The organism is Psychrobacter sp. DM4 (genome assembly GCF_051307035.1).
Classification (GTDB): Bacteria; Pseudomonadota; Gammaproteobacteria; order Pseudomonadales; family Moraxellaceae; genus Psychrobacter.
Map to the genome: position 1 here is coordinate 1,083,421 of NZ_CP195536.1, position 25,542 is coordinate 1,108,962.

At 43.4% G+C, this 25,542-nt stretch carries 26 protein-coding genes, 1 tRNA gene and 1 pseudogene; 20 read left to right on the forward strand and 8 right to left on the reverse strand.

Annotated features, from left to right (window positions below; translation table 11 throughout):
• Positions 1–90: 90 nt before the first annotated feature.
• The 3 genes from ACR64G_RS04755 to ACR64G_RS04765 all read left to right on the forward strand — a co-directional run bounded on the left by ACR64G_RS04755 (position 91) and on the right by ACR64G_RS04765 (position 3,594).
• Positions 91–1,911: an acyl-CoA dehydrogenase gene (locus ACR64G_RS04755; protein ID WP_435980373.1), complete on the forward strand. Its 1,821-nt coding sequence runs from the start codon at positions 91–93 to the stop codon at positions 1,909–1,911.
• Between the two features lie 48 nt (positions 1,912–1,959).
• Complete coding sequence (locus ACR64G_RS04760; RefSeq protein ID WP_435980374.1) at positions 1,960–2,763, forward strand: SDR family NAD(P)-dependent oxidoreductase; 804 nt, start codon at positions 1,960–1,962, stop codon at positions 2,761–2,763.
• A 69-nt stretch (positions 2,764–2,832) separates the two neighbouring features.
• A complete protein-coding gene (locus tag ACR64G_RS04765) occupies positions 2,833–3,594 on the forward strand; it encodes an SDR family oxidoreductase (protein WP_435980375.1) in 762 nt (253 codons plus the stop codon).
• A 184-nt stretch (positions 3,595–3,778) separates the two neighbouring features.
• Here the strand turns inward: ACR64G_RS04765 and ACR64G_RS04770 are convergent, their stop codons facing one another.
• A complete protein-coding gene (locus tag ACR64G_RS04770) occupies positions 3,779–5,938 on the reverse strand; it encodes an FAD-dependent oxidoreductase (protein WP_435980376.1) in 2,160 nt (719 codons plus the stop codon).
• A gap of 325 nt (positions 5,939–6,263) precedes the next feature.
• On the opposite strand from ACR64G_RS04770, the gene ACR64G_RS04775 reads away from it, so the two are divergent.
• Positions 6,264–6,686: a tetratricopeptide repeat protein gene (locus ACR64G_RS04775; protein ID WP_435980377.1), complete on the forward strand. Its 423-nt coding sequence runs from the start codon at positions 6,264–6,266 to the stop codon at positions 6,684–6,686.
• A 207-nt stretch (positions 6,687–6,893) separates the two neighbouring features.
• Positions 6,894–8,420 carry an acetyl-CoA hydrolase/transferase family protein gene (locus ACR64G_RS04780; RefSeq protein ID WP_435980378.1) on the forward strand — a complete coding sequence of 509 codons (1,527 nt, stop codon included), beginning with the start codon at positions 6,894–6,896 and terminating at the stop codon, positions 8,418–8,420.
• A gap of 82 nt (positions 8,421–8,502) precedes the next feature.
• Here ACR64G_RS04780 and ACR64G_RS04785 read toward each other — a convergent pair whose 3' ends face one another.
• Together ACR64G_RS04785 and ACR64G_RS04790 are read right to left on the reverse strand one after the other, a co-directional pair.
• The gene (locus ACR64G_RS04785; protein ID WP_435980379.1) at positions 8,503–9,450 is read right to left on the reverse strand and encodes an acyltransferase; all 948 of its coding nucleotides are present in this window, start codon (positions 9,448–9,450) and stop codon (positions 8,503–8,505) included.
• 303 nt (positions 9,451–9,753) lie between these two features.
• Complete coding sequence (locus tag ACR64G_RS04790) at positions 9,754–9,975, reverse strand: hypothetical protein (protein ID WP_435980380.1); 222 nt, start codon at positions 9,973–9,975, stop codon at positions 9,754–9,756.
• 46 nt (positions 9,976–10,021) lie between these two features.
• Between ACR64G_RS04790 and arfB the strand changes: the two genes are divergently transcribed.
• The 9 genes from arfB to ACR64G_RS04835 all read left to right on the forward strand — a co-directional run bounded on the left by arfB (position 10,022) and on the right by ACR64G_RS04835 (position 16,648).
• Positions 10,022–10,435 carry an alternative ribosome rescue aminoacyl-tRNA hydrolase ArfB gene (gene arfB, locus ACR64G_RS04795; RefSeq protein WP_435980381.1) on the forward strand — a complete coding sequence of 138 codons (414 nt, stop codon included), beginning with the start codon at positions 10,022–10,024 and terminating at the stop codon, positions 10,433–10,435.
• A 36-nt stretch (positions 10,436–10,471) separates the two neighbouring features.
• The gene (locus tag ACR64G_RS04800) at positions 10,472–11,194 is read left to right on the forward strand and encodes a cupin domain-containing protein (protein WP_435980382.1); all 723 of its coding nucleotides are present in this window, start codon (positions 10,472–10,474) and stop codon (positions 11,192–11,194) included.
• A 65-nt stretch (positions 11,195–11,259) separates the two neighbouring features.
• Entirely contained in the window at positions 11,260–11,493 is a 234-nt protein-coding gene (locus tag ACR64G_RS04805; RefSeq protein ID WP_435980383.1) for an FAD-dependent oxidoreductase, read from the forward strand.
• 84 nt (positions 11,494–11,577) lie between these two features.
• Positions 11,578–12,399: a flavin monoamine oxidase family protein gene (locus ACR64G_RS04810; protein WP_435980384.1), complete on the forward strand. Its 822-nt coding sequence runs from the start codon at positions 11,578–11,580 to the stop codon at positions 12,397–12,399.
• Between the two features lie 188 nt (positions 12,400–12,587).
• Complete coding sequence (locus tag ACR64G_RS04815) at positions 12,588–13,292, forward strand: hypothetical protein (RefSeq protein ID WP_435980385.1); 705 nt, start codon at positions 12,588–12,590, stop codon at positions 13,290–13,292.
• Positions 13,293–13,538: 246 nt separating this feature from the next.
• On the forward strand, positions 13,539–14,186 hold the full coding sequence (locus tag ACR64G_RS04820) for a glutathione S-transferase (protein ID WP_435980386.1): 648 nt from the start codon (positions 13,539–13,541) through the stop codon (positions 14,184–14,186).
• A 79-nt stretch (positions 14,187–14,265) separates the two neighbouring features.
• Complete coding sequence (locus ACR64G_RS04825; protein ID WP_435980387.1) at positions 14,266–14,979, forward strand: DarT1-associated NADAR antitoxin family protein; 714 nt, start codon at positions 14,266–14,268, stop codon at positions 14,977–14,979.
• 169 nt (positions 14,980–15,148) lie between these two features.
• A complete protein-coding gene (gene rluF / locus ACR64G_RS04830) occupies positions 15,149–16,123 on the forward strand; it encodes a 23S rRNA pseudouridine(2604) synthase RluF (protein ID WP_435980388.1) in 975 nt (324 codons plus the stop codon).
• An 81-nt stretch (positions 16,124–16,204) separates the two neighbouring features.
• Positions 16,205–16,648, forward strand: a complete 444-nt coding sequence (locus ACR64G_RS04835) for an SRPBCC family protein (RefSeq protein ID WP_435980389.1) — start codon at positions 16,205–16,207, stop codon at positions 16,646–16,648.
• 76 nt (positions 16,649–16,724) lie between these two features.
• Here the strand turns inward: ACR64G_RS04835 and ACR64G_RS04840 are convergent, their stop codons facing one another.
• Positions 16,725–17,036 carry a DUF1244 domain-containing protein gene (locus ACR64G_RS04840; protein WP_435980390.1) on the reverse strand — a complete coding sequence of 104 codons (312 nt, stop codon included), beginning with the start codon at positions 17,034–17,036 and terminating at the stop codon, positions 16,725–16,727.
• A 278-nt stretch (positions 17,037–17,314) separates the two neighbouring features.
• Here ACR64G_RS04840 and ACR64G_RS04845 point away from each other — a divergent pair.
• Positions 17,315–17,892, forward strand: a pseudogene (locus tag ACR64G_RS04845) (transposase).
• 189 nt (positions 17,893–18,081) lie between these two features.
• Here the strand turns inward: ACR64G_RS04845 and ACR64G_RS04850 are convergent.
• Positions 18,082–18,675, reverse strand: a complete 594-nt coding sequence (locus tag ACR64G_RS04850; RefSeq protein WP_435980391.1) for a TetR/AcrR family transcriptional regulator — start codon at positions 18,673–18,675, stop codon at positions 18,082–18,084.
• Positions 18,676–18,801: 126 nt separating this feature from the next.
• On the opposite strand from ACR64G_RS04850, the gene ACR64G_RS04855 reads away from it, so the two are divergent.
• Complete coding sequence (locus ACR64G_RS04855) at positions 18,802–19,629, forward strand: alpha/beta hydrolase family protein (RefSeq protein ID WP_435980392.1); 828 nt, start codon at positions 18,802–18,804, stop codon at positions 19,627–19,629.
• Positions 19,630–19,743: 114 nt separating this feature from the next.
• Positions 19,744–19,959 (forward strand): DUF1272 domain-containing protein, encoded by a 216-nt coding sequence (locus tag ACR64G_RS04860; protein WP_435980642.1) that lies wholly within the window; start codon positions 19,744–19,746, stop codon positions 19,957–19,959.
• Positions 19,960–20,268: 309 nt separating this feature from the next.
• On the opposite strand, the gene ACR64G_RS04865 is transcribed toward ACR64G_RS04860, so the two are convergent.
• Positions 20,269–20,343: transfer RNA gene (locus ACR64G_RS04865), tRNA-Gly, on the reverse strand.
• Between the two features lie 238 nt (positions 20,344–20,581).
• Here ACR64G_RS04865 and ACR64G_RS04870 point away from each other — a divergent pair.
• Both ACR64G_RS04870 and ACR64G_RS04875 read left to right on the forward strand, forming a co-directional pair.
• The gene (locus tag ACR64G_RS04870; protein WP_435980393.1) at positions 20,582–22,240 is read left to right on the forward strand and encodes an alpha-keto acid decarboxylase family protein; all 1,659 of its coding nucleotides are present in this window, start codon (positions 20,582–20,584) and stop codon (positions 22,238–22,240) included.
• A 234-nt stretch (positions 22,241–22,474) separates the two neighbouring features.
• Positions 22,475–22,795: a GlpM family protein gene (locus ACR64G_RS04875; RefSeq protein WP_435980394.1), complete on the forward strand. Its 321-nt coding sequence runs from the start codon at positions 22,475–22,477 to the stop codon at positions 22,793–22,795.
• A gap of 398 nt (positions 22,796–23,193) precedes the next feature.
• Here the strand turns inward: ACR64G_RS04875 and ACR64G_RS04880 are convergent, their stop codons facing one another.
• Together ACR64G_RS04880 and ACR64G_RS04885 are read right to left on the reverse strand one after the other, a co-directional pair.
• The gene (locus ACR64G_RS04880; protein ID WP_435980395.1) at positions 23,194–23,973 is read right to left on the reverse strand and encodes a sulfite exporter TauE/SafE family protein; all 780 of its coding nucleotides are present in this window, start codon (positions 23,971–23,973) and stop codon (positions 23,194–23,196) included.
• Positions 23,974–24,004: 31 nt separating this feature from the next.
• Positions 24,005–24,922: a LysR family transcriptional regulator gene (locus ACR64G_RS04885; RefSeq protein ID WP_435980396.1), complete on the reverse strand. Its 918-nt coding sequence runs from the start codon at positions 24,920–24,922 to the stop codon at positions 24,005–24,007.
• 215 nt (positions 24,923–25,137) lie between these two features.
• Between ACR64G_RS04885 and ACR64G_RS04890 the strand changes: the two genes are divergently transcribed.
• Entirely contained in the window at positions 25,138–25,527 is a 390-nt protein-coding gene (locus tag ACR64G_RS04890) for a RidA family protein (RefSeq protein WP_435980397.1), read from the forward strand.
• Positions 25,528–25,542: the final 15 nt, after the last annotated feature.

Consider the following 25,542-nt stretch of genomic DNA (forward strand, 5'->3'; position numbering starts at 1 on the left):
TCATAAATGACAATACGGTAGGGTGGTAAATTAGATTATTATTGATTAACCACTCATTTGATCTATCCGCTTCACTACAGAGAGAAGACTATGGCGACCGATACCTTGATTAATGCTTATGAATTACCGTTTCAATTGTACGATGTGCTGGGCGCTGAGAGCTTAACCGAGCATCCTAAATTCGCTGAGCACAACCGTGAGACCTTTGATGCTGTCCTTGAGACTGCGGACAAGATTGCGACCAATTTATTTTTGCCGCACAACCATGTCGCTGACAAAGACGAGCCACAATTTGATGGCAAAACAGTCAGCATGATTGACGATGTCAAAGTTGCTTTTGATGCGTTTCGGGACTCGGGATTTATCGCTGGCCGCTATAGTTTTGAAGATGGAGGAATGCAATTGCCAGAAACGGTAATGACCGCAGTGGCGGGCTACTTTATGGCGGCCAACCCTTCAACGACGGCGTATCCGTTTTTGACGTCAGCGGCGATAAATGTGATTACTCATTTCGCAAGCGATGAGGTCAAAGACGCGTTTATGCCGCGCATGCTCACAGGTGAGTTTACTGGCACAATGGCACTGACCGAACCACACGCAGGATCATCGCTATCAGATATTAGAACGACAGCGACTGAGCAAGAAGACGGCTCGTATCGTATTAAAGGTAGCAAAATCTATATCTCAGGCGGCGATCATGAATTGTCTGACAATATCGTGCATTTAGTACTAGCCAAAATCCCGGGCGGACCTGGCGGAGTAAAAGGTATCTCGTTATTTGTGGTGCCTAAGTATCGCTTGTTAGTGGACGGTTCAATCGGCGAGCGCAACGACGTCCATCTAACAGGCCTGCTACATAAGCTTGGCTATCGCGGCACTACATCTACGGCGCTGAGCTTTGGTGATAAAGGTGAATGTTATGGTTACCTAGTCGGCGAGCCGCACTTTGGTCTACGTTATATGTTTAAGATGATGAATGAGGCGCGTATCGGTGTTGGTTTTGGCGCGGCGATGATCGGCTATCGCGGTTATCAGTACTCGCTCGATTACGCCAAAGACCGTACCCAAGGCCGCATTGCTCCTAACAACAAACCTGAACATGATGCCACTGCTATCATCAATCATGGTGATGTTAAGCGTATGCTACTTGCGCAAAAAGCCTATAGTGAAGGCGGTATGGCGCTATGTCTCTATGGCTCAAATTTGATTGATCGCATCAATACTACCGATGATGAAACGCATCAAGCCGAGCTATCAGAATTGCTAGATTTGCTCACGCCAGTGATCAAAGCATGGCCTTCTGAGTATGGACCCAAAGCCAACGACTTGGGTATTCAAGTTTTGGGCGGCGCGGGCTACACCCGTGAATATCATGCTGAGCAGTTTTGGCGTGATAACCGACTCAATCCCATTCATGAAGGCACAAATGGCGTACAAGCCCTTGATTTGTCGTTTCGTAAGTTATGGCAAAACAAGGGACTAGGTATTCAAATCTTGAAACGTGAAATCACGCAAGATTTGCAAAGTATTAGCACCCCTGAGTCTGCAAAACTTGCGGGTAAGCTTGTGCCCTATATGGAGCATTTGCATGAGGTGCTAGTGCATTTAAGCAAAATACTCCCGACCGAAAAAGCCATTACCCTTACTGGCAATGCGCAAGCCTTGATGAATATCTTTGCCTCTATTGTGGTCAGCTGGATTTGGATTCGCCAAGCGAGTAAAGCTGAGCAACTCCTTGCCAAAGAGTCAGAGGCTACTACTCAAGACCAAGACAAACAAAACTTTTATCACGGTAAACTTCAAGCAGCGAAGTACTTTATTGATTGGGAACTACCTACGATTCAGCGCGATATCGACTTATTAAATAGCGACAATGCGGTATGTACAGACATGCAAGCGGAGTGGTTCTAAATCATCATTTAAAGTGTGATAATTAACCAAAACTTAAAGGACTAAATTATGACTACAAATGGACTGAAATCAAGCAACCTAACTGAGCTACCTGCATCAAACGTCGCAGGTAAACGTATTTTAATTACAGGTGGCGCCTCTGGTATTGGCGCAGCCAGTGCGCTACTACTTGCCAGTCGCGGTGCAAAAGTCGTCATCGGTGATATGAATGAGGCGCTTGGTGCTACTGTCGCTAAGCAAGCACAGGACGCTCATCATAGCATTACCTTTAAACAGGTAGATGTCACTAGCGGCAACGAGGTCAGAGCGCTATTTGCATTTGCTATGCAAGAGCTGGGTGGCCTCGATGTCGTTATCAATAATGCAGGCATCGATCATAAGCCGGCGCCAATGCACGAGCTAAGCGATGATGATTTTGATCGTAATATCGCGGTAAACCTCAAAGGCGTATGGCACTGTATGCGTGCAGCGGTTGGTTGTATGGCGACTAATGGCGGTGGTCACGTGATCAATGTTGCCTCTATTGCAGGTCTGCGCTCAGCACCGCTACTAACCGCTTATAGTGCCGCCAAACATGGCGTTATGGGCCTGACTAAATCGGCCGCTCATGAGTATGCACGAGTTAATATTCGCTTCAATGCGGTGTGTCCCAGCTTTATCGATACGCCAATGGTACAAAACACCATGGCAAAAATGGATGAGCGCGCACAACAAGCGACGATCAAGGCCAGTCCACTTCGCCGTTTAGGTAGAGTCGAGGAAGTCTCTAGTGCGATCGCTTGGCTTGCCAGTGATGAGAGCAGCTTTATGAATGGTCATGCCTTTACTTTAGATGGTGGTATGTTGGCTTAAGGGTGACGCATTTACAAAAATGACCACTTTATTGGTACGATTAATTTATAAAATATACAAGGGAAAATTATGAAAGATTTATTTGATTTAACGGGTAAGATTGCATTAGTCACAGGTGCAAGCCGCGGTATTGGCGAGTCTATTGCACGTCTGCTGGCATCACGCGGCGCGCATGTGATTGTCTCTAGTCGCAAAATCGATGCGTGCCAAGCGGTCGCTGATAGCATTGTAGAGAACGGTGATAAGGCTAGTGCGTTTGCGTGTCATGTCGGTGAGATGGATCAAATCGAGACTATCTTTGCACATATCAAAGATGAGTTTGGACGCATTGATATTTTAGTCAACAACGCGGCGGCCAACCCTTACTATGGTCACATTTTAAATACGGATTTAGCCGCGTTTGAGAAAACCGTTGATGTTAATATTCGTGGTTACTTCTTTATGTCAACCACGGCAGGTCAGATGATGGCCGAGCAAGGCGGCGGGGTCATCTTAAATACCGCGTCGGTCAATGGCATCGTCGCAGGGGACAAGCAAGGTATCTATTCAATTACTAAGGCGGCCGTCATTAGTATGACCAAGTCCTTTGCCAAAGAGTGCGGCCCGCTTAATATTCGTGTTAATGCGTTACTGCCAGGTTTGACCGATACTAAGTTTGCCTCAGCGCTCACGACCAATGACAAAGTATTGAAGATGGCACTACACGCGATTCCATTAGGACGTGTCGCTGATCCCGATGAGATGGCGGGAACTGTGCTGTATTTGGTCTCTGATGCCTCAAGCTACACGACAGGCGCTTGTATTCTCGTTGATGGTGGTATGCTCGCTTGATAATTTATTGCTTTAAAGCTTTAAAGCAATAAATTATAAATAAAAGGAACAGGATTATCCGTATCCTGTTCCTTTTTTAGTGCATCGAATTTAATGTATCGAAAATTGTATCGAGCAAAGGCCACACGTCAGTGACCACTTCTCTTAAAGTTGAATAAGACCCAGCCAAACAAGCCACACTTCACTAGCCTCGACGCCACGTCTGATACTTCTCGACGATGTCCAAAAGTTTTTCAGGGGCGTTATTGCGCTTCCAATTACCAGCGGCGTATTTATTGCCCTCAGCCCATGTCGGGTACATATGTATCGTACCAAGTATTTTGTTCAGTCCAAGATTATGTTTCATCGCTAAGATGAATTCACTCATAAACTCGCCCGCGTTTTCAGCGACGATAGTGACGCCAAGTATTTTGTCTTTACCTTTGGGCGTAATGACCTTTATAAAGCCATAATTAGCACTTTCAGTTACCGCGCGATCCAAATCCTTAAAATCATAATGCGTCACCTCAAAATCTATGCCTTTTTCAAGCGCTTCTTGCTCATTTAATCCCACACGCGCCACTTCTGGGTCAACAAAGGTTGTCCAAGGAATAACGCGATAATCAACTTTGAATTTTTTGAGATGACCAAATAGACCATTCACCGCTGCATACCATGCCTGATGCGAGGCCACATGAGTGAATTGATAGGGACCAACCACATCACCTGCAGCGTAGATATTGGGATATAGGGTCTCCAAATATTCATCAGTATCTATCGTACGGTCAGTCGCAATTCCCAAGGCTTCTAGGCCATAGCCTTTAAGACGAGCACTACGACCCACCGCACAGATCAATTGATCATATTCAAAAGCGATCTCTTTTGAGTTACCCATAGCTTGAGCGATAATAAACTTCTTATCACCGCGCCGCTCACAGCGGATAGCTTGATGTGAGGTCAAGACGTTGACCCCGCTTTGGGTGAGTACTTGCTCGGCAAGCTCTGATACCTCAACATCTTCTTTTTTGATCAAGCGCGCGCTACGCTCAATCTGAGTTACGTCAGAACTTAGGCGGGCAAAGGCTTGTGCGAGCTCCGAGCCGATAGGACCGCCGCCGAGTACCACAAGCTTCTTTGGCGCTTCATCGAGCTGAGTAAAGGTCTCCCACATCGTATCACTAGTCACGTAGCCTGTCTCCTCTAGCCCCGGCAAGTCTGGAATGAAGGGGCGCGCGCCAGTAGCAATGACGATTGAGCGCGCGGTTAGCCGCTGTATGCCGCCTTCGTTGAGGGCGATCTCTACCGTCCACGGATCGACAAAAGTAGCATAACCTTTTAGCACCTCAACGCCAAGCTCGGTATAGCGCTCCACACTGTCATTGGGCGCGATATCAGCGATTACCTTATTGATGCGAGTCATAATGTTTTTAAAGTCAAATTGTGGCTCAGTATTATCAAGACCGTAGCGCTCGCCATGGCGCATCTGCTGCGCGACTTTGGCACTTTTGATGAGCGCTTTGCTCGGCACGCAACCATAATTTAGACAGTCGCCGCCCATCTCACCCGCTTCAATCAAAGTAACCTTTGCTCTTACTGTAGCCGCGATGTAGCTCGTTACTAAGCCGCCAGCCCCTGCGCCGATTACTATCATATTGCGATCGAATTTTTTGGGTTTGGTATAGTTTTTATAGACGCGACGTTTTGTGATTAGGTTGATAATCGATTTGGCAATTAACGGAAACAGGCCCAGTAGCACAAAGGATAAAATCAAATTAAAGGAGAGTATGCCAGATAAACTCTCAATTTGTGCCAACTGCGTTCCTGCATTGACGTAGACAAAAGTGCCTGCAAGCATACCGAGCTGACTGACCCAATAAAACGTCCACGTCTTGATTGCCGTGAGACCCATCAATAGATTAATAATAAAAAAGGGAAATATCGGTACTAAACGCAGTGTAAATAGATAGAATGCGCCTTCTTTTTTGACGCCATTATCAATCGACTCTAAGCGATCAGGGAAGCGCTGTTTGATAGTGTCACGCAGTAGGTAGCGCGAGACCAAAAACGCAAAGGTTGCACCAATACTTGAGGCAAACGAGGCGATCAAGACGCCTTGTACTAGCCCAAAGAGCGCACCTGCTGCTAAAGTCATAATAGCTGCGCCCGGCAAGGAGAGTGCCGTTACGAGTACATATAGTAAGAAAAATCCACCGATAATCAATAGCGGCGACTGCGCCTTGTATTCATCAAACTGATCCATCGAGCCTTTTAGACCTTCAAGGGTCAATAAGTCATTAAGACCAAAATAAAAAAAGCCAATAACCAGAATCACTACAACGAAGATAAGTGCTATTTTTTTTATCATGAATGATCCAGTTAAAGGCAAGAGTAGAGGTTGTCAGCACCGTTGTGCTTGATGAGATGATCATTAAAGTAGTTTTACGTTGAACGATTACTCAAATAAAATGAAAACAAGGTAATTAAAAGCATGGGCAATAGCATTGTAGTTGTTATTGAGTGTTTGTTCAAATTTATCTCAAAGGGCATTTATTTATCGCTATTGTTGGCTAGGCCTCACTAAACCATCACTCTTATAAGAATAAATAAGGTAGCATATACACATAAAAATATGAGCTTTATTCATATCGTTATTTACTATCATTTAAATATCACAAAGAAGGGTTATAAGCATGATTAATACTAAAATTTATAAAGCCATATATTCTTTAGCAGAAGACTTGTTAGAGGCGGATCGTATCGGTGATCAGCCGCAGTTTGACAAGCTATACGATACGCTTAAAGCTCTCTGTGCCGATAACGAAGCTACGCCAAAAGATCATCCTGAGCAGTGGGAGACCTTGGCCGACTTTACCGCAGATTTAGACGAAGCGCTGGTGATTTATGACAAGGCCTTGGTCAAAGCGACAGCGATAAACTCAAAAGATCATCTATCCTCCATCGCTTACTCTATGGCAGTATTGCAGATCGAAAAAGAGGACAAGGATGCGGCAATACAGAGTCTACAAAACGCCAAAATCACCGCGAACAAAATAGAAGATAAAGAGTTCAAGGTGGAGATTGATGAGTTACTTGCCTCTTTGTTAGCAGAATAGGAACAAATACTTTGCGTAAATACAAAGTACCACGATATGTTTTATCAACGCTTGTGTCTTTGAATGAACCTAAATCGGCTACACTGATACCAATACGCTTGTGTTTTGATACAAAATTGTTCAAGATATTGTATTAACGACTTTGTTTTAGATATCCCTCCTATGATTGAGGGCTACTTTTGATATGGACATTATTAGGATAATAGTATGAGTTCAAACAACCACGAAGACCGCGTACAACACGAAGGCTTACGCGACAAAATTATGTCAGCTGAGCAAGCTGCCTCATTTGTACAGAACGGTATGACGCTTGGTGTCGCAGGATTTACGGGTGCAGGCTATCCTAAGTTTGTACCGACGGCTATCGCTAACCGCGCCAAAGAGGCGCATGCTAAGGGTGAAGAGTTTGGTATTGGTATGCTAACCGGGGCATCTACCGCTCACGACTGTGATGGTGTGTTGGCAGAGGCCAACTGTATCAACTTTCGCGCGCCGTTCCAGTCTGATCCTGCGCTGCGCAACAATATCAATGCAGGCAAGACCCATTATGTCGATATGCACTTATCGCATTTTGAGCAGCAAGTGCGTTTTGGCTTTTATGGCGACATGGATATTGCACTGATTGAAGCTGCGGCGATCACCCCAGAAGGTAAAATCATTCCTTCAATGGGTATTGGTACCAACAATCAATGGCTTAAAACCGCCAAAAAAGTCATCATCGAAGTCAACGTGCGCCAAAGCATGAAATTAGAGGGGATGCATGACATTCCTGATGATCTAGGCGCGCCGCCGCATCGTCAGCCTATTCCTATCGTCGATCCAGCCAACCGTATCGGTACGCCGTATTTAGAATGTGACCTTGATAAGATCATTGGTATTGTTATGACCGATGCGCCTGATCGTAATAGCAAATTTGCTGATCCCGATGAGAACTCCAAAACCATCGCTTCACAAATCATCGAATTTTTGGATCATGAAGTCAAGCAAGGTCGCCTGCCAAAGAATCTATTGCCTTTACAGTCTGGTGTTGGCAACGTCGCCAATGCGGTGTTGATGGGTTTGCAAGACAGTCCTTTTGATAATCTAATGGGCTATACAGAAGTACTGCAAGATGGCATGCTCGATTTGGTGTTGAGTGGCAAGATGGCATCAGCGTCTGCTACCGCATTATCATTTAGCCCGGATGCGCTGCAGCGCTTTAACGATAATATTGATTTTCTACGTAATAAGCTTATCCTGCGTCCGCAAGAGTTCACTAATAATCCTGAGGTTATCCGTCGTTTGGGCATCATTGCGATGAATGCGATGATCGAAGCAGATATCTATGGCAACGTCAACTCAACCCATATTATGGGTACCAAGATGATGAATGGTATCGGCGGTTCAGGAGACTTTACTCGTAACTCGCATTTTTCATTCTTTGTGAGTCCATCGACTGCGAAAGGTGGCGCGATCTCAGCTATCGTGCCTATGGTATCGCATCATGACCATACAGAGCATGACGTCATGTTCCTAGTGACAGAACAAGGGTTTGCCGATCTACGCGGTAAGTCGCCGCGTCAACGCGCTCAGCTAATTATCGATAACTGCGCGCATCCAGACTATCGCCCAATGCTCCAAGATTACTACGATCGCGCTCAACAGTCAGGACCGCTACATACGCCGCATCTGTTAACAGAATCTTTGTCATGGCATCAGCGTTTTGTTGAGACCGGTGATATGCGTATTAAGTAAGCTTTTGGCTCATAATGACACTATTAATAAAAGCCCCTTGTCTTAATGATAAGGGGCTTTTATTGATTCAACGCTGCTTAAACTAAGCGCTTTCATCAAACTCAGCGAGCATCTCATCGACGCGCTTGTCTTTTTGTCGCCATATTTGTTCAACCCAAGTGAACATTTGCGCTTTGACGCGCTCGTCATTCTCATAACCGCCACTTTGGATATCAGCGATTATATTAGCAGGAACATCAAGGTAGCGGACATCTACGCTTAGGCGTTTAATATTGCCCTGCCATAAGTCACCATAGTTTGGAATACCATCAGGATAGACGATGGTCATATCCAAGATACCGTCGATCTCATCACCCAAGGCATTGATAGCCAATGCCAAGCCGCCCGCACGAGGTTTAAGCAAATGGGTATAAGGCGAGTGCTGCTGGTCACGCTTGGCAGGGGTGAAGCGCGTGCCTTCTAGATAGTTAAGTAGGGTGAAGGGCTTGTCTTTGAGTAGCGCGCAGGCGCGTTTCGCCTCAATGATGTCTTTGCCTTGTAGTGCTGGGTTCTTGGCAATCGCTTTTTTGGAGTGGCGGCGCATCATCGGAAAGTCCAAGAAATAAAAGGTCTGACCGACGATAGGCAGGTATATCAGCTCAAATTTGGTAAAAAACCGTGTCAAAGGTAGATGATCTTGACTAATGTATTGCACGATACTGGTGTCAACCCACGACTGATGGTTGCTGACGAGCAAGTACTTGCCGCTAGTATTGGCATCATCAGGTAGACGAATACGCCAGTCTTTTTTGGGTAATACCGTATCGATCACCGCATTATTACTTCTGATCCAGTGGTTGGCGATTTTGATCACTGCCTTATCTGCGACATCCGCGCCCGTGATGATTTTGGTCGCACCCATAAGCCAGACAGGGATACTACCTGCGAAACTATTACCCAAAATAACGCCCGTTGCGGTCGCTAGTGATACTGCTTTGCCAATCCTAGGCGCACGGTCATGCATTTTTTGAAATAATGAGGCCAAGCGCATGTCAAATCCTTCTCTAATGTATGTCTTGTTCGCTTTTGTAATGACATAATTTTAGCAGAAATTTATCCTAAGGTATGACAACTGGCGTGACTGGTGATAACACAAGATATTAAGCGTGAGCAGTAGGTTGTGTTCGTTGAATACAATGAATAGATAAGTCGAGTAGCGATATGAGTTGAATGTATTCTGTAAATCAAGCAAACACAAAAAAGCACCTCTCAAGGTGCTTTTTGCATCGTATCATCATAATATTGTTAATGGCTGTACAAGCAGTGACTACCAATTGGCAACTACTGACTACAACTAGTTGTTATAGTTAATTCTAATTTGCTCTTCAAAGAACGCAGACGCCATACCATTGATTTGGTTGCAATAGACCTCATCTACTGTAGGATCGACGTTTTCCTTATCTTGAATGCCAGCTTGGGCATAAAGGGCATCATAAATGTTACCGTTGTATCGTACTACAGCTTGAATATCACCGTCATCTTCAGTATATCTTGCCGCTGACAATTCGTTGTTCATCAACCATACGCCATATAGATAAACACAAAATAATTAAAAGAGTACTATGATTTTTATCAGTAATACCATTAGCCTAAGCGATAGTGACATACAAATCAGTGCCATTCGCGCGCAAGGAGCAGGTGGGCAGAACGTCAATAAAGTTTCCTCCGCCATTCATTTGCGCTTCGATATAAATGCATCAAGTCTGAGTGACGCACAAAAGCAGCGATTACTCTCTAGCAAAGACAGTCGCATAACCAAAGACGGAATATTCGTCTTAAAGGCTCAACAATTTCGTACCCAAGAGCGCAATAAAATTGATGCCTTTGAGCGTCTAAAAGCCTTTATCTTACAAGCGACCCAAGTCGCCAAAGTGCGCAGACCCACCAGACCTAGTAGAAATGCTAAGCGCAAACGTGTCGACCAAAAGACCCAGCGTGGCAAAACAAAAGCATTGCGCGGCAAGGTTGATTATTAAACGAGTTTCTCTTAAATTAAATTTGGACACTATTCTATGTTAATTAACGCAGATTTTTCGTGTCGTGCTGAGCTACCCGCTGAAGAGCACCAATGGGTCAAGTCTCCACAGGGCGGCGTTGAGCGCGTGATGCTCGATCGCGTAGGCGCGGAAAAGGCGCGGGCGACCAGTTTTGTGTGTTATGCCCCAAACTCGCACTTTCCGCATCATCAGCATCCGGGCGGCGAGGAAATTTTAGTACTATCAGGTACGTTTTCTGCTGACGATACGCACTATCCTGCAGGCTGGTATCTGCGCAATCCGCCTGAGTCATCTCACACGCCCTTCAGTGATGAGGGAGCCGTTATCTTTGTAAAATTGCGCCAGATGTCATCATCTGAAGATCGTCATGTCGCGATTGATACGTACGATAGCGCTAATTGGCAACGAGTAGTTGATCGCGACGTATGTCCTTTATACTCAAGTGAGAGCTCTATCAACAACAGCGAGCAGGTGAGTCTGCAGCGCTTGCAAGTAGATGAGGTATTGTTTACCGATGATCTACTTGCGCAAACGCTTATAGGTGGCGCAGAGCTGTTAGTAGTTAAAGGCTCGCTTATAGAAGGGGATCAAACGTATCTGAAAGATAGCTGGATACGTATGCCTGTAGGTACGCTGACCACAATAAAAGCAGGCGCGACAGGTGCGACCATTTATATTAAGACAGGACATCTTGCCCAGATCATTGGTGCGGATGTTGAAGGGTTAGAAGTTCGATGAGCTAATATATATTGTCCGTTATTTGAGATGTTAAACGTTTTTAAAATACTATAAGAAATATAAATATGAAAAACACGTCTGTAGCTATCATCGGTGGTGGTTTAAGTGGTCTGTACGCCGCTTATCTACTAGAAAAGCAAGGCTTGGATTATATCTTGATAGAAGCACGCCCTACTTTAGGGGGTCGTATTTTGAACAACATGCTTTTAAAGGGCACTAACCTTGAGCAGATGCCTGTGCAACAGCTCGATGCTGATACTGTATCAAACATAGATAGTTTTGACTTAGGACCGTCTTAGTTTTGGCCGGACTATCAGCCGCAGCTGAGTGCTCTAGTCGATGACTTACAGCTCAAGACTTTTGCACAGTTTGAAGAGGGTGATATGTTGGTCGAGCGTTCTCATCATGAGCCTGCTGTTCGCACGCTAGGGTTCAAAAGCTCGCCGCCATCTATGCGTATTGTAGGTGGTATGACAGCATTAATTGACGCTTTATATAGCCGTCTTGATGCTAAAAGGGTAGTCACAAACCAAAGCGTAAAGAGCGTGTCTTACGCGGATAGTTCTGTAGAGATAATAAGCGAGGACGCGTCTGGGCAAGTAACGATATGGCATACAAAGCAGGTGTTACTGGCATTGCCGCCTCGTCTAGTAGAGGCCAGCATTACATTTGAACCCAATCTCCCAACTGATTTGAGTGAAGAATGGCGCAATACGGTAACTTGGATGGCACCTCATGCAAAATACTTTGCGGTTTACGATAGCCCTTTTTGGCGCGGGCAAGGTCTCTCAGGTGCAGCCCGTAGCTCGCAAGGTCCGATGGTTGAGATTCATGATGCGTCTATCACAGCTGGTAGTGGCGCATTATTTGGCTTTATAGGGGTACCTGCCTCTGTCCGTCAAAGTGTCTCGACAGAGGTGTTAAAAGATCATTGCCGCGCGCAACTGGTGCGCTTATTTGGTGAGCAAGCCGCTGCGCCAAAATGTGAGTACCTCAAGGACTGGTCACAGGATTTATTTACGGCGACCATAGCTGATGTTAGTAGTAATGGTCAGCATGCGTTAGCGCCTAGATCTAAATCAGCATCTGGCGTATGGAGTGGTTGTCTGACAGGTATAGGTAGCGAGTGGTCACCGCAGTTCTCAGGATATTTAGCAGGTGCTATAGAAGCGGCAACCCTTGGTGTACAAAGCCTGCCTAAGTAAGTGTCGTTTCGATATTATAGTGCTGAGCCCAAGTAGATATCAAAGTAGACTATATATCCAAAAGTCATCAAATAAGGGATAATAGCGGTCATAACATTTGCATCGTTAATACAATCTAAACATACCGCCATCTAAACGTAGATTACAAATACTCAAAACTCTATTTTTAAATAACAAGGTCGACTTAAATGTCCAATAGTAATCCTTACAACTTTACGCCGCTCAAACCTACTGGTAGAAATGAGACAGACAACGTCAACACTTACTCGCCTGAGGACATGATAACCATCTACGAGCAGCAGTTTCTTACCCAAGTGCCTGAAGATAAGCTGACCGAATTTTTGCCTACGCTAAAACGTTTTTATGATATCGACGATAATACTTTAGATATCAGTGCGGTTATTTTTGACGCTATAGCGGATGCGACTATCATCTATAATCACAAAGTAAAAGTAGGCGAGTATCAGATCGTAGGAGACTTAGTCAAAGAAAACATTCAAAACAACGAGAATGATGAAGGCAATGAAAATAATGAAAGTACTGATGACCAAGCCTATACGATAGACTGTGTGCGCATGTTTTTTATCAATGATGTTAAGCTGGCTTATCACTTTAACTTATTTGTGCAAGGCGATGGTTATTCCACATTGACCAAAAAAGACACGGTACTTGAAAAAATATATTGGCTAATCAACGCAGGATTTGAAGAGCATTTACTAGGCGACCCTAATGAGTTGACGAGTTTAGAGTCTATCAACGAGGAGCTTGACCGCTTAGATATTAGACAGATGGATCTGGCCACTATCCACCAATTGGTGAATTACATCGACGATCATATGATTGATGACGATATGATTGACGCGCTAAATACTGTAATAGATGCTGCCGATTAGATTTAGCATTTGTAGCGTGACTCTATATGCCCCAGACAGATATTATTACCCTATTATCCGCGTCGCCCCCTTGCACAATGTGTGATAACTCAAATAGAAGCACTCAAGCTACGCGGACAAGATATCATCAAATAAATACGTAATGTATATAATCTACGCAGACTAAGTGTTCTAACTCAATAAAAGCCTTGCTACAACAGTAAGGTTTTTTTGACTTAATATACTGATTTCATCACGAGACCTATTATGACTGCTTCATTGCCACTCTTGTACTCCTTTCGTCGTTGTCCCTATGCTATGCGGGCTAGACTTGGTATTTTATTCTCTGGGCAAAAAGTCACGCTGCGAGAAATCGTACTAAAGAATAAACCAGCGCAGATGCTAGCGATTAGTCCTAAGGGTACAGTGCCTGTCTTGCAACTAATCGATGGTAGGGTGATTGAGGAGAGTACAGAGATCATGGAGTGGGCACTTGCGCAAAATGATCCGCAAGGCTTACTTGATACCAAGGTTTTGCCTCAGGCTAGTGCGCTAATCGATCAAAACGATAACGAGTTTAAGCACTGGCTCGATCACTATAAATATGCAGATCGTTATCTTGAGATGACCCAGATAGAATATCGACAACGTGGCGAAGTGTTTTTACAGGTTTTAGAGGAGCTACTCACGCAGAACCTCTATTTACTAGCAGATAAAGTAACGCTTGCTGACATCGCTATCATGCCTTTTGTGCGTCAGTTCGCTCATGTCGATCGTACTGTTTTTTATGACCTGCCTTATCCTAATCTACAGCGCTGGCTGGATTGCTGGCTGGCACACCCTTTATTTTTGCAAGTGATGACCAAGTATCAGCCGTGGCAAGAAGGGGATGAGGTGGTGGTTTTTTCTGTTTAACGCTAGAATTACTATATAAGAACACTCTAACCTAACTCTTGCTATAATGCCCAACGCTTTAAAATAAAGACTATAAATTATGGAACCAAATCACAATATTGTAGAACAAAGACCCGTGTTTATGCCTAAAGTCAACAGTGACAATCTGGTAAAAACAGACATGGTCAGGTTTGAGCGCCATGTCGGGTTTGCTAGTCGTCAAAAGAAAAAATCTATTAATGATTTGCACCAAGTTATCCGCAAAAAGTATGGCTTTAGCAACGTCTTAGAGATGTCTAGTAAATCGGGTAATAAGCTCAGTTTTTTGCTTAGTCCTCTTAGCTTACAGCTTACTGATGAGGATAGCGACGGCCATTACAGTGTCGAGAATATCTTTCAGGCGAGTAAGGTTTTTGAGCGCGGTGGCCCATATACCGACCTGCTAACTGCTGCGCCAAGACAAGCCAAAAAGGACGAGCGCTTACATAACTCAGGTCAGCTCGTGGGTTACAATGATTTTGGTATGGAATGGGGTATAGAGCCACTAACCGTATTTTACGATTGGTTATACATCAATGCGCTAAAACAAAACACGCAGCTTCATGAACAAGTAATGCAATATCAAGCCTTTACTGATATTGAGTTTAATCCCAAAAAGTCTATTCATAGTGCCGTTTATTCGCTAGCGATGTTTGTGGCGCTCAATAAGCGAGAGTTACTCGATAAAGTTGAAGACCCAGGCACGTTTTATGACTTGCATACTGAGTTTAAGGTCAGTAATACCGAGCAGTTTTTGGAGACAGGTTGGTTTTGACAATCAATCACTCTGATTGCCTCTGTAGGGTATAGCTCATCTCTTTTAAAATGAGTGCAAATTTTCTATACCATAGTTTTCTACACCATAAAAGCTGCCTCGCTGTTGATAATTCATTCAATTTAGGCTTTTTAACCAAACTTTTTTTAATTAGGTAAAACGGTGCTTTATGTTTAACGCTACCACGACTCGTCTAAATAAATACATCAGCGAAAGCGGAATCTGCTCTAGGCGAGATGCTGACCGCTTTGTTGAACAAGGTAATGTGTACGTCAATGGCAAGCGTGCTCAAGTAGGCGCGCAAGTGAGCGCGGGAGATGCGGTAAAAGTAAACGGGCAGCTTATCGAGCCGCGAGAAGTCGATGATTTTGTTTTTATTGCCTTAAACAAGCCTGTGGGTATCGTGAGCACGACAGAAAGCTCTGAGAAGAACAACATCGTTGATTTTGTAAGGCATAGTTTACGTATTTTCCCCATTGGCCGTTTGGATAAAGATTCCCAAGGGTTAATCTTTTTGACCAACAATGGCGATTTGGTAAATAAGGTGTTGCGTGCGGGCAACAATCATGAAAAGGAGTATTTAGTCACGGTCAATAAACCGATAACGGATAGCTTCATTGAGGGTTTGGCAGGCGGTGTGCCTATGCTTGGCAAGATGACGAAAAAATGTCCTGTCACTAAGGTGGCGCCTACCGTGTTTAGTATTACACTAGTACAAGGATTAAACCGTCAAATTCGTCGTATGTGTGAGCATTTTGGCTACGAAGCTATCAAGCTTGAGCGTACACGGATTATGAACGTCAGCCTTAAAGGTATTGCCGTTGGCGACTGGCGCGATCTAACCGAAAAAGAGTTGTCTGTCTTACTAAAATCTATAGAGGACTCTTCTTCAGAGGACCGCCATTCGAACAAGAAATCTCGCAACGCGCCACGAAAAAAACCTCGTACTAACCCGTCGTCCAAGTCAAAATCAACAGGCGCGACTAAGGAAAATGATAGGCACTCTAAAGATGGTGCTAGAAAACCCAAGGGATCTAAAGGTAGGGATGGGCGTCCTACTGGTCGTGGCAAGAAGTCTGGGGGCAATGGTAAACCTGCTACAAATGGCAGGCGTCCTGCAAAGGGTCGAAGCTCTTCACGGTAATAAGTTTTTAAAGTATGACTGCTTTATTTATTGCTAAAATGGCAGTAAGCTAAATAACTTTAATCTTAACGGGACAATATTATGTTTAAAATAAAAGTAGAGCGCATTGTCAAAAGACCGATTGACGAAGTGTTTGAGGCACTAAGCGATCATGCCAGTTATGGGTCATTTAAAGCGGTTGGGGCTGCTAAGCTAGTGACGGAAGGTGACGAGGAGCGCAATGGCGTGGGGGCTTTACGTAGTATTCAAACGGGACCTGTTAAGTTCTGGGAGCGCATTACAGCGTTTGAGCGTCCTACTCATATGCAATACCGAATCGAAAAAACTAAACCTATAAAAATGCAACATGATAAAGGCTTCATTGATTTAAAAGACTTGGGCGATGGCACTACACACGTAACTTGGGTATCTGAGGGTCGATTGACTGTACCATTGCCATTACTCGGTCGCCTATTTGACCGTCAAATGCAGAAACAAGGAACCATAGGGTTTAGTAGCATACTCAAATCTATAGAAAGCCGCTAATCTAGCGGCAATATTGGCCTTTTTGATGTGACTGTTTAGTAGTGGCTTATTTTATTAGAGCCACTACCAGTTAGTTTTAATCCGTTTTGTTTTTGACCGCCTCAATCTCGTTAAAACGCGCTAATTGCTCTGGTGTGGCTGGTTGCTGATACTTCTCTTTCCACTCAGAGTAGGGCATACCATAGACAAGCTCACGCGCATCCTCGTATTCAATTTCAATACCACGCTCTTCACCAGCAGCTTTATACCATTTGGATAAACAGTTACGACAAAAGTCGGCAAGGTTCATTAGATCAATATTCTGTACGTCTTTACGCTCGTCTAAATGGGCTAATAAATGCCGAAATGCCGCTGCTTCTAATTCAATGTTGGATTCTAGTTTTGCCATAATATTTTCCTAATCGTCAATGCGTATTTGTTCGTTATTATACATGACACATTAAAAGTGTTGATGATCTATTGTTTTTTATTTAATAGATATCTGTCTGCCCGTTATCTATCTACCAAAGCTCCTTACCTTTTAATAATAATATTAAACCATTTCTCACTTCTATTGGGTCTTTGATCACTAGTATAGGGTCTGTTGAACCTTGGGAGTAAATTGATAGCAAAGAAATAGCAAAGCAGTAATTTTTGAGTTCTCATACAAAAAATATACCGTTCGCTATGCCTCGCAAAATGCTCACGAATGAGAACTGGGCAAGACTAAGATTTGTATTGCTAGAACTCAACACCTAGGACAAAAGAAATCTTAGACTAATGGTCGAAGATCTACTTTGTCGTATGCGTGTTGGTTGTCCTTGGCGCAAGCTATCAGCAAAAGTGTGGCAGGTCGTGCGACCAATATTCACTTAGCAGTTGATGCTCACGGTAACCCAATCAGCTTTATCGTATCAGATGATACGACTCACGATGTTAAGGTAGCACCAGATTTAGTTAATAAGATCAATTTAGGGGGTACAGATATTCTATATGCTGATAAATGTGATGACTCTGATGCGCTGTGAGAACATATTAAACAAGCAGGAAGCTTCGATTGTATTCCAAAAAAGCAGAATGCAAAATCAGATAATGACCATATAGATTGGGACTTGTACAAAGTCCGCCACTTGGTTGAAAATGCATTCGCTCACCTAAAACGATTCTGAGCAATAGCCACTAGATATGACAAGCTTAAACAAAGCTATGACAAGCTTAAACAAAGCTATGAGAATACAATAGCGCTAGCTTGTGCCTTTAACTAGCTTAAATTATGAACGTTAAACAGACCCTAATAATTAATAAGTTAAGAACCCTATTTTGATTGTCTAAGATTGACTAACAGCTCAAAGTAGGCGTTGGATGAGCTATACATATCAGAGTTCTAATTAGTTCTCCGATTTTTAAGATGGTAGCTGACTCAAACATTTACTTTGGTTGAATTTTTATGTGAATCAAATAGCTTTTAGTCCTAGCAACATATCTTTGATCATACTGTCTAAATCTTTCATGGTTTGCTTAACGTTTGGTTGCGTGCTCAGTGTCATAACCGCTCCTACTAGTAATCCATAAATTAAACTAACTGCAACGTTAGGAGCATAAGGCTTCATCTGACCACTGTTTTGTAGTTGTGAGACGATACCTTCAATGTGTCTAATGGTATGGCTACTATCGATTTTTTGCCATTGCTCCCATCCTAATACTGTAATAACCTCTTGTAGAGGAATCGTATTTGATCCGTGAGTAAGGATGAAATTTAAAAAAGCATGACACTGATTGAACGCAGTCTGCCAGTCATTATCACCATCAGGAGCTGCTGCTATCGCCTCAGAAACCTGACGCGCCTGTTGCTCGAAGCAAGCCTCAAACACTGCCTGCTTATCTTTAAAATGATGATAAATCGCTCCTTTTGTCACCTGTGCTTGTGCCGCTATAGTATCGATTGATGTTCCAGCAAAGCTATCACGGCAAAATAACGCTTGTGCTGAATTAAGAATAGCTTCGCGAGTTTCCTCTGCATAAAGCTGTCGTCGAGAAATACCTTTCATAGCGCATCCAATTGGTTAATAAATTTGCTATTATACTAACATACTAATAGTATGTTAAATACCATAGGTATCTATTAGAAAATATAAGGCAAAGGGTTAGAATTTGAATAACTAAGGATGATCGTAATGAATACTTTTACAGATATACAAGCAAAAACTCAGCATCTTGAGACTCAAGACGGTTATCCACTTTTGGCAACCTTATACCAATCATCTACTCCCAGTAGCGTGATTATCATTGCGCCTGCTGTCGCTGTGCCACAAGCATATTATCAATCTTTCGCAGAATACTTTGCAGGTCGCGGAATCGACTGTATTACCTTCGACTATCGGGGTACTGGACAGTCTTTAGCTAAGGATTCACCTTATCAGATTCGCTTGGAGAATTGGGGCACACAAGATATTGAAGCGGTTATTCAATTTACTCAGAACAATTATAGCGATAACTTTCCCATTCAATTTTTAGGACATAGCATAGGTGGACAACTCATGGGGTTAGCGCCATCATCGAAAGTTCTCAATCGTATTGTTCATATTGCTGTATCCGCACCTTATTGGCGACGCTGGCCGCTGAAAACAGGACTAAATATACATGCTTTTACTAAGCTAGTGATTCCCCTATTTTCAGCGAGGCGAGAGCAATTTTCTTCGAAAAAAGTAGGACTTGGCAAAATGAGTGTGCCCTCAAGTGCTATTAGACAGTGGGGCGCTTGGATGAGTAAAAAGAAATATTTATTTGACCCAGTTTTCGAGCTTGAACTTAGCGGTTATAAAAATCTTAGTCAGCCATTATTGGCACTTGGGTTTAGCGATGACGAGCTAGCGCCAGAGGTGAATATCAATGTATTACTAGGCTATTTTTGCAATGCTTACATTACTTACGAATTTATCAATGTTTCTGAGCTTGGACTTGGAACAGTAGGTCATGCTGGCTTCTTCAAACCTCGATTTTAAGATACGCTGTGGTCTAAGGTAGCTGATTGGCTGAATAAATAAATAGTGTCCAATCAGAGCTTGTAAGAACAAGCATGATATACAAATAACTGATAGGGGAAGTAAATGTTAAAAATGAAATCGAACTGCGAGAAATGCAATTTAGATACAGGGCTTACTGCTGTAGCGTATATATGTTCATATGAGTGTACCTTCTGCGAAGCATGCAGCAAAAATATGGACTGCATCTGTCCAAACTGTCAAGGTAATTTAGTTCTTAGACCTATTAGAACCAAGAGTCCTAGGCAAGCTCTTGTGTCTAGGGTTAAGAAAAAAGTATTTGGTTTATAAGTTCTTCCAAATTCAGAGAGTGTTTTTGGGAGTAGAACGTTTTACTAAAACAAGTCCGACTTTCTTTTTTTAAAAACCTTATCACTATGAACACCAGATTCAATAGCCACATTCACAAGTACCCTCAGCACAGTTTAAGTACCACATGAGCACCGCACCGAAAATGGGGTTTTTGTTTGAGTAGCTAAACTCAACTATATTCAAAAATATATTTCGAGAATTCCTCTGTAACCCCTGAAAAATAGACAAAAAAAAGCCTCACCGCTCGTGTATGAGTCGTGAGGCTTTTGCGCTTTTTCAAGCCATATTTGGAGCGGGAAAAGAGATTCGAACTCTCGACCCCAACCTTGGCAAGGTTATGCTCTACCACTGAGCTATTCCCGCTGAATCATCGTATCAGCCATACCTAAGCATCGCTAGATGATGACAGCATATTATACGTATATTTCTAAGCCTGTCAATAATTTTCCTATAAATTGTCATTATGGATAAACAGCGGTATGACATTGTCATAATCTTGTGGTATAACATATTTTTATAACTAGTATTCCAAAATATTTTCTAAATACTAATACGTCGAATTACCATAGTCTTGAGACTATAAGATACAAGGATGATTAATATGAATCAAGCTTACACCATCGCAGATTATTTATTTGACCGAGTAGCAGAAGCAGGTGCCACAGAAGTATTCGGCGTGCCGGGCGATTATAATTTATCGTTTTTGGATAATATTATAGATTCAGATAAGCTGCGCTGGGTGGGCAACACCAACGAGTTCAACGCAGGATACGCCGCTGACGGCTATGCGCGCGAGCGTGGGTTTGCGGCGATGGTGACTACTTTTGGTGTTGGCGAGCTGTCTGCGATTAACGCAACGGCTGGCTCCTTTGCAGAGTATGCACCTGTATTACATATCGTTGGTGCGCCTGCAACGAAATTACAAAATGAAAAAAGCCGTATTCATCACTCTTTGGGTGATGGCGTATTCAATCACTTCATAAAAATGGTCGAGCCTGTGACAGTCGCGCGGGCTCAGATCACATCAGAAAACGCCGCATCAGAGATTGATCGAGTGATACGAATGACTCTCAAAAAGCATCGCCCAGGATACCTAATGTTATCACCCGATGTCGCAAAGTTACCGATTTATCCGCCAACGACTAAGCTAGATGATAGCCAAGAGGATATTACTAGCGCTGCTGCATTGAGCGCTTTTAAGCAAGCACTGACTGAGTTTTTGCCCAACAAGACGACCACACTAATGGCAGATCTCATGGTGCATCGTATGGGACTACAAGATGAGCTCAGAGCATTAATTGCTGATACCGAGGTGCCTTATACCACGTTATCTTGGGGCAAAAGTTTACTCGATGAGCAAGGCGCGCGCTGGGTGGGCACTTATTCAGGTGTGGCCTCAAGACCTGTAGCCAAAGATGCGGTTGAAAACTGCCAATGTTTGATTAAGATTGGAGTCAGTTATACAGATACGACGACCGCAGGATTTAGCCAAAATATCGATGAGAGAGCAGTCGTCGATGTCCACTATGAGCGTGCCAGCATCGGCGGACAGAATTTCGCTCCTATAGCGCTAAAAGACAGCTTGCAAGCCTTGCACGAAGTGATGACCTCAGGTATCGATATTATACCTATGCCTCTATGTGAAGCTATGATTCCTCACGAGCAGATTGGCGCAGATAATGAGGCGATACGTCAAGATGACTTATGGCATATCATCGCAAAGAGTCTCACTCATAACAATCTAGTGTTCGCTGATCAAGGAACAGCGTATTTTGGTATCAGTGATACGCGCCTACCAGCTGGAGTGACTTGCTATGGACAGCCGATGTGGGGCTCGATTGGGTATACTTTGCCCGCTAGCCTTGGCGCAGGAATTGCCTCCACGCACAAGCGTAGCGTACTACTGATAGGAGATGGCTCAGCGCTGCTCACGATCCAAGATATTGCGGTCATGCTCAAAGAAGGCATCAACCCCTTTATCGTACTGGTCAATAATGATGGTTATACGGTTGAGCGGGCGATACACGGCGAGAATCAACTTTACAATGATATCCCGCATTGCGACTGGCAAACTATGGTAAAAGCGTTTGGCGGTAATGATACCAACAGTTTAACGCTTAGAGCTAAAACAGCAGGCGAGCTAAAAGCTGCGCTCAAGACTGCGGCAGCAACGACGGACAAACTAGTGATGCTTGAGGTGATAGCGGATAAGCACGATATCCCGCCGCTGCTTGCTGATATTACTAAGGCGCTGCAATAGTTATTTGCTGTTAAACGCGTTGTATAACTGGTTTTTTTAAAGACCCCATTTAGTTTTGAGCTAAATGGGGTTTATTGCGGATAAGGTGAATTAAACTAGGACTAATTCAATAAGGACTATAAAGGTTATACTCCCTTTTATCTGCCAAATTTTGCTTAGGAACTATCGTATAGTCAAAAACTGAGCTATGCTTTTACAATTGACATATCAGATGATAATAGGAGACGCCATAACATGATTTGGGCAAAGATGCTTATCGGTGCGCTCATGGTGTTATTAATACAACTTCTCGCACAAACTCGCTTTTTTTATTTAGCTGCTTTTGCTCATCTTTTTCCAACCTTTACGCTCATTAGTCACTTTATTGTTAGCACTGAGCGTAGCGGTGCAGATCTAAAAGTCGCTTTGATATTTAGTATGCTGGGCGTCATACCGCACTTGATCTATACGCTCGTAGTCTTCTTCGGTATTAATTATATGAGCTTATACAAGGCGTTGCTATTAGGCGTGGTGGCATGGTCTATCGCCGCCGCTATATTAGTCCTCGCATGGTAGTATATACAATCTTGAGTTTGTACCAAAGGATACCGTTTCAAATCATCTTTAAATATAAAATCACTAAATAACAAAGCCAGCATCCTATATATCTAGAATGCTGGCTTTATCACTAAATAATCGATTGCTGCCTTCACACTTGTTTTTGTTTAGGTCTAATCACACTGGCAGCAGTTACTACAGCAGTTACAGTTTTTGCAAGTAGCCTTACTACTACAATTACACTTGGTACAGTGACAAGTGTCGTCATCCATTGTCACGATGCTAGGTTTGGTCTTCGATAGAAAAGTCATAATCACACCTTTTTTAATGAAAGTCTCATTACTTCAGCAATAATGGCTTTTATATTGTGCTGTAGTGTTGTTAATTTAGTTTAAGAATACGATGTTTTAGAGAAGTTAAAACAAAATATTAATATTTGAAACAATCATGACTATTCCACTCACAACCATCAGCGCTATGAGCATGATTCTAAACTGACGAACACTCATGCCTGCTAAGAAGTGCTTGCCTATGACATTGCCAAGTGCAGCGCCAAGTCCAAGCGCTAGACCATAGATCCAAAGTTGCGCAGTTAGTACGCCAAAAAAGGTATAACTGCCAATCTGTGCCAGCCCGACAAAGAATGAGTTGGCCGTTTTGGTAGCGATTAAGCGCTCTTTTTGTAAGCCTGTATTCATATAAAAAGGGTTGAGAATAGGGCCAAGACCACCCACTAGCGTACTGATAAAAGCGGTGACAAATCCTAATGGAACAAAGCCTGACTTTGGCATATCAAAGCTTTTATCAATCTTGCCAAAGCGATATTGAAACACGGTAGAGACCAAAAACACACCGATCAAGAGCTGAATCCAGCTTCCCTCAAGTTGACTAAATAACAATGCAGCTAGCCACGCACCAACGATCGCACTGGGCACATAGTATTTGATGAGTGACCAGTCAATATCATGCCAAAATAGATACAAGCGCACAGGACGACTGATAAAAGTACCTAAGTTGATAATGGGCGGTGCGGCTGATGCTCCTACCATCCAAGAGGTAATAGGTATCAGCAGCAGAGCGCCGCCACCACCCGATAGTGTCGAGAGAATAAAAGCAAACATACCCATGACAAAGAGACCTGCTAGATGCCAAGCAGGTATGGTCTGCACAATATCAAAAACCGTATCTAAAATCATAGTTGTCTACTCGAAGACTCAAACCGTCTCACTACAGCAAGTAATGGTCCTGAATATGCTGAATGCATAGCTCATAAAAGGCAGCGGCGGCAGGAGAGATACTTTTGTCTCTTAACCTAAAGATACCAATTTGTCGCGTCAAGGTAGGCGCGAGCAAAGGTATCCATACCAGCTCTGGCTCATTGGCGGGAAAGGCGAGTTTAGGTAATGTTGTAATGCCTAGGTCGTGACGAAGCAAGGAGAATAGAGAGGTAATATTTTCAACGGTATAGCGAGCTTGTCTATTGAGCGTTTCAGCAGGAGTGTTCTCAAGCAGGCGGCAAGTACCATTATAAATGAATGGCTGTCCGACCAATTGCTGCCATTTAAGACCATGCCGTAGTGACTTTGAGGATGCTTGTTTAGGCGTTATTAATTGCTGATACAAGGCATTACTCTTCAAACACACTACGCCGATAGGGTCTGATATGAGCGCGGTAAAGTCAATATCCGCCTGATCCATTCGAGCATCATTGCCCAATGCCAAGTCCACTTCGCCTGCCAATAACCGATTTGCGACGCCGATGGAATTATCATCGATAAGAACAATTTCAATATCAGGATATTTTTGTGAGTAGGCGGCCAGTACGCTTGGTAGCAGCTTTGTGACTAATGATGGCACACTTGCAATCCTAATCTTACCTTTGTTACCAGCCGCGAGTGATTTTAGATCTTCCTCTAACGTTTGAGCAGTATCTATAAATTGCCCAATCTTTGGTAGGCAAGATTCACCAAAAGCGCTAAGAATTGCGGTATTACCACTCTCAAACAGTCTTTGACCGAGTGATTTTTCTAACTCTTTAATAGAAGCGGATAACGCAGCCTGCGTACGATTGGCGCGATCTGCTGCTGCGCGAAAGCCGCCTGCCTCTACCACCAATAAAAAGTGCCTTAACTGCTGTAACTTCATATCTTATTTTCCGATAAATTCATATGTATTGAAGCAAATTCAAGCCGAGCTAATCATGCATAAGAACTATAACACGTGATAGATTAAATTTATCATTATTAATATTTAATGAGTTAGATTTGTTAAGGTCAAAAGAGTAGCATAGATGCTAACCCAAGGAACGTCTAAGTATCCGCTGTGGCAAAGATACTCATCACTCAAAGGACTATTGTTATATGACCACTCACTCACCTAAGCAAGCTGTCAAAACCTCATTATACGCCTCAAAAGCACCCCTTGAGTGGGCCGTCACTAGCAACGGCACGTTGTACACCGCACAGATTCCTATCGATAATAAAGGTGAAGTCGTTAGCGGCGGTATCGAGGCGCAAACGCGTCAGACATTGGACAACCTAAAGCATACGCTAGAGAGCGCAGGCGTTGGTATGGATGCGGTACTCCAAGTGCTCATCTATGTGACTGACCGCGAGTATCTAAAGACGGTCAATCAAGTCTATGCTGAATACTTTGAAGCGCCTTATCCAAACCGCGCCGCCCTAGTGATAGCAGGACTGGCAAGAGAAGAGATGCTTGTTGAGCTAGTCGTTTATGCTAGCGTCCCTTAAATTTATAATTATAAA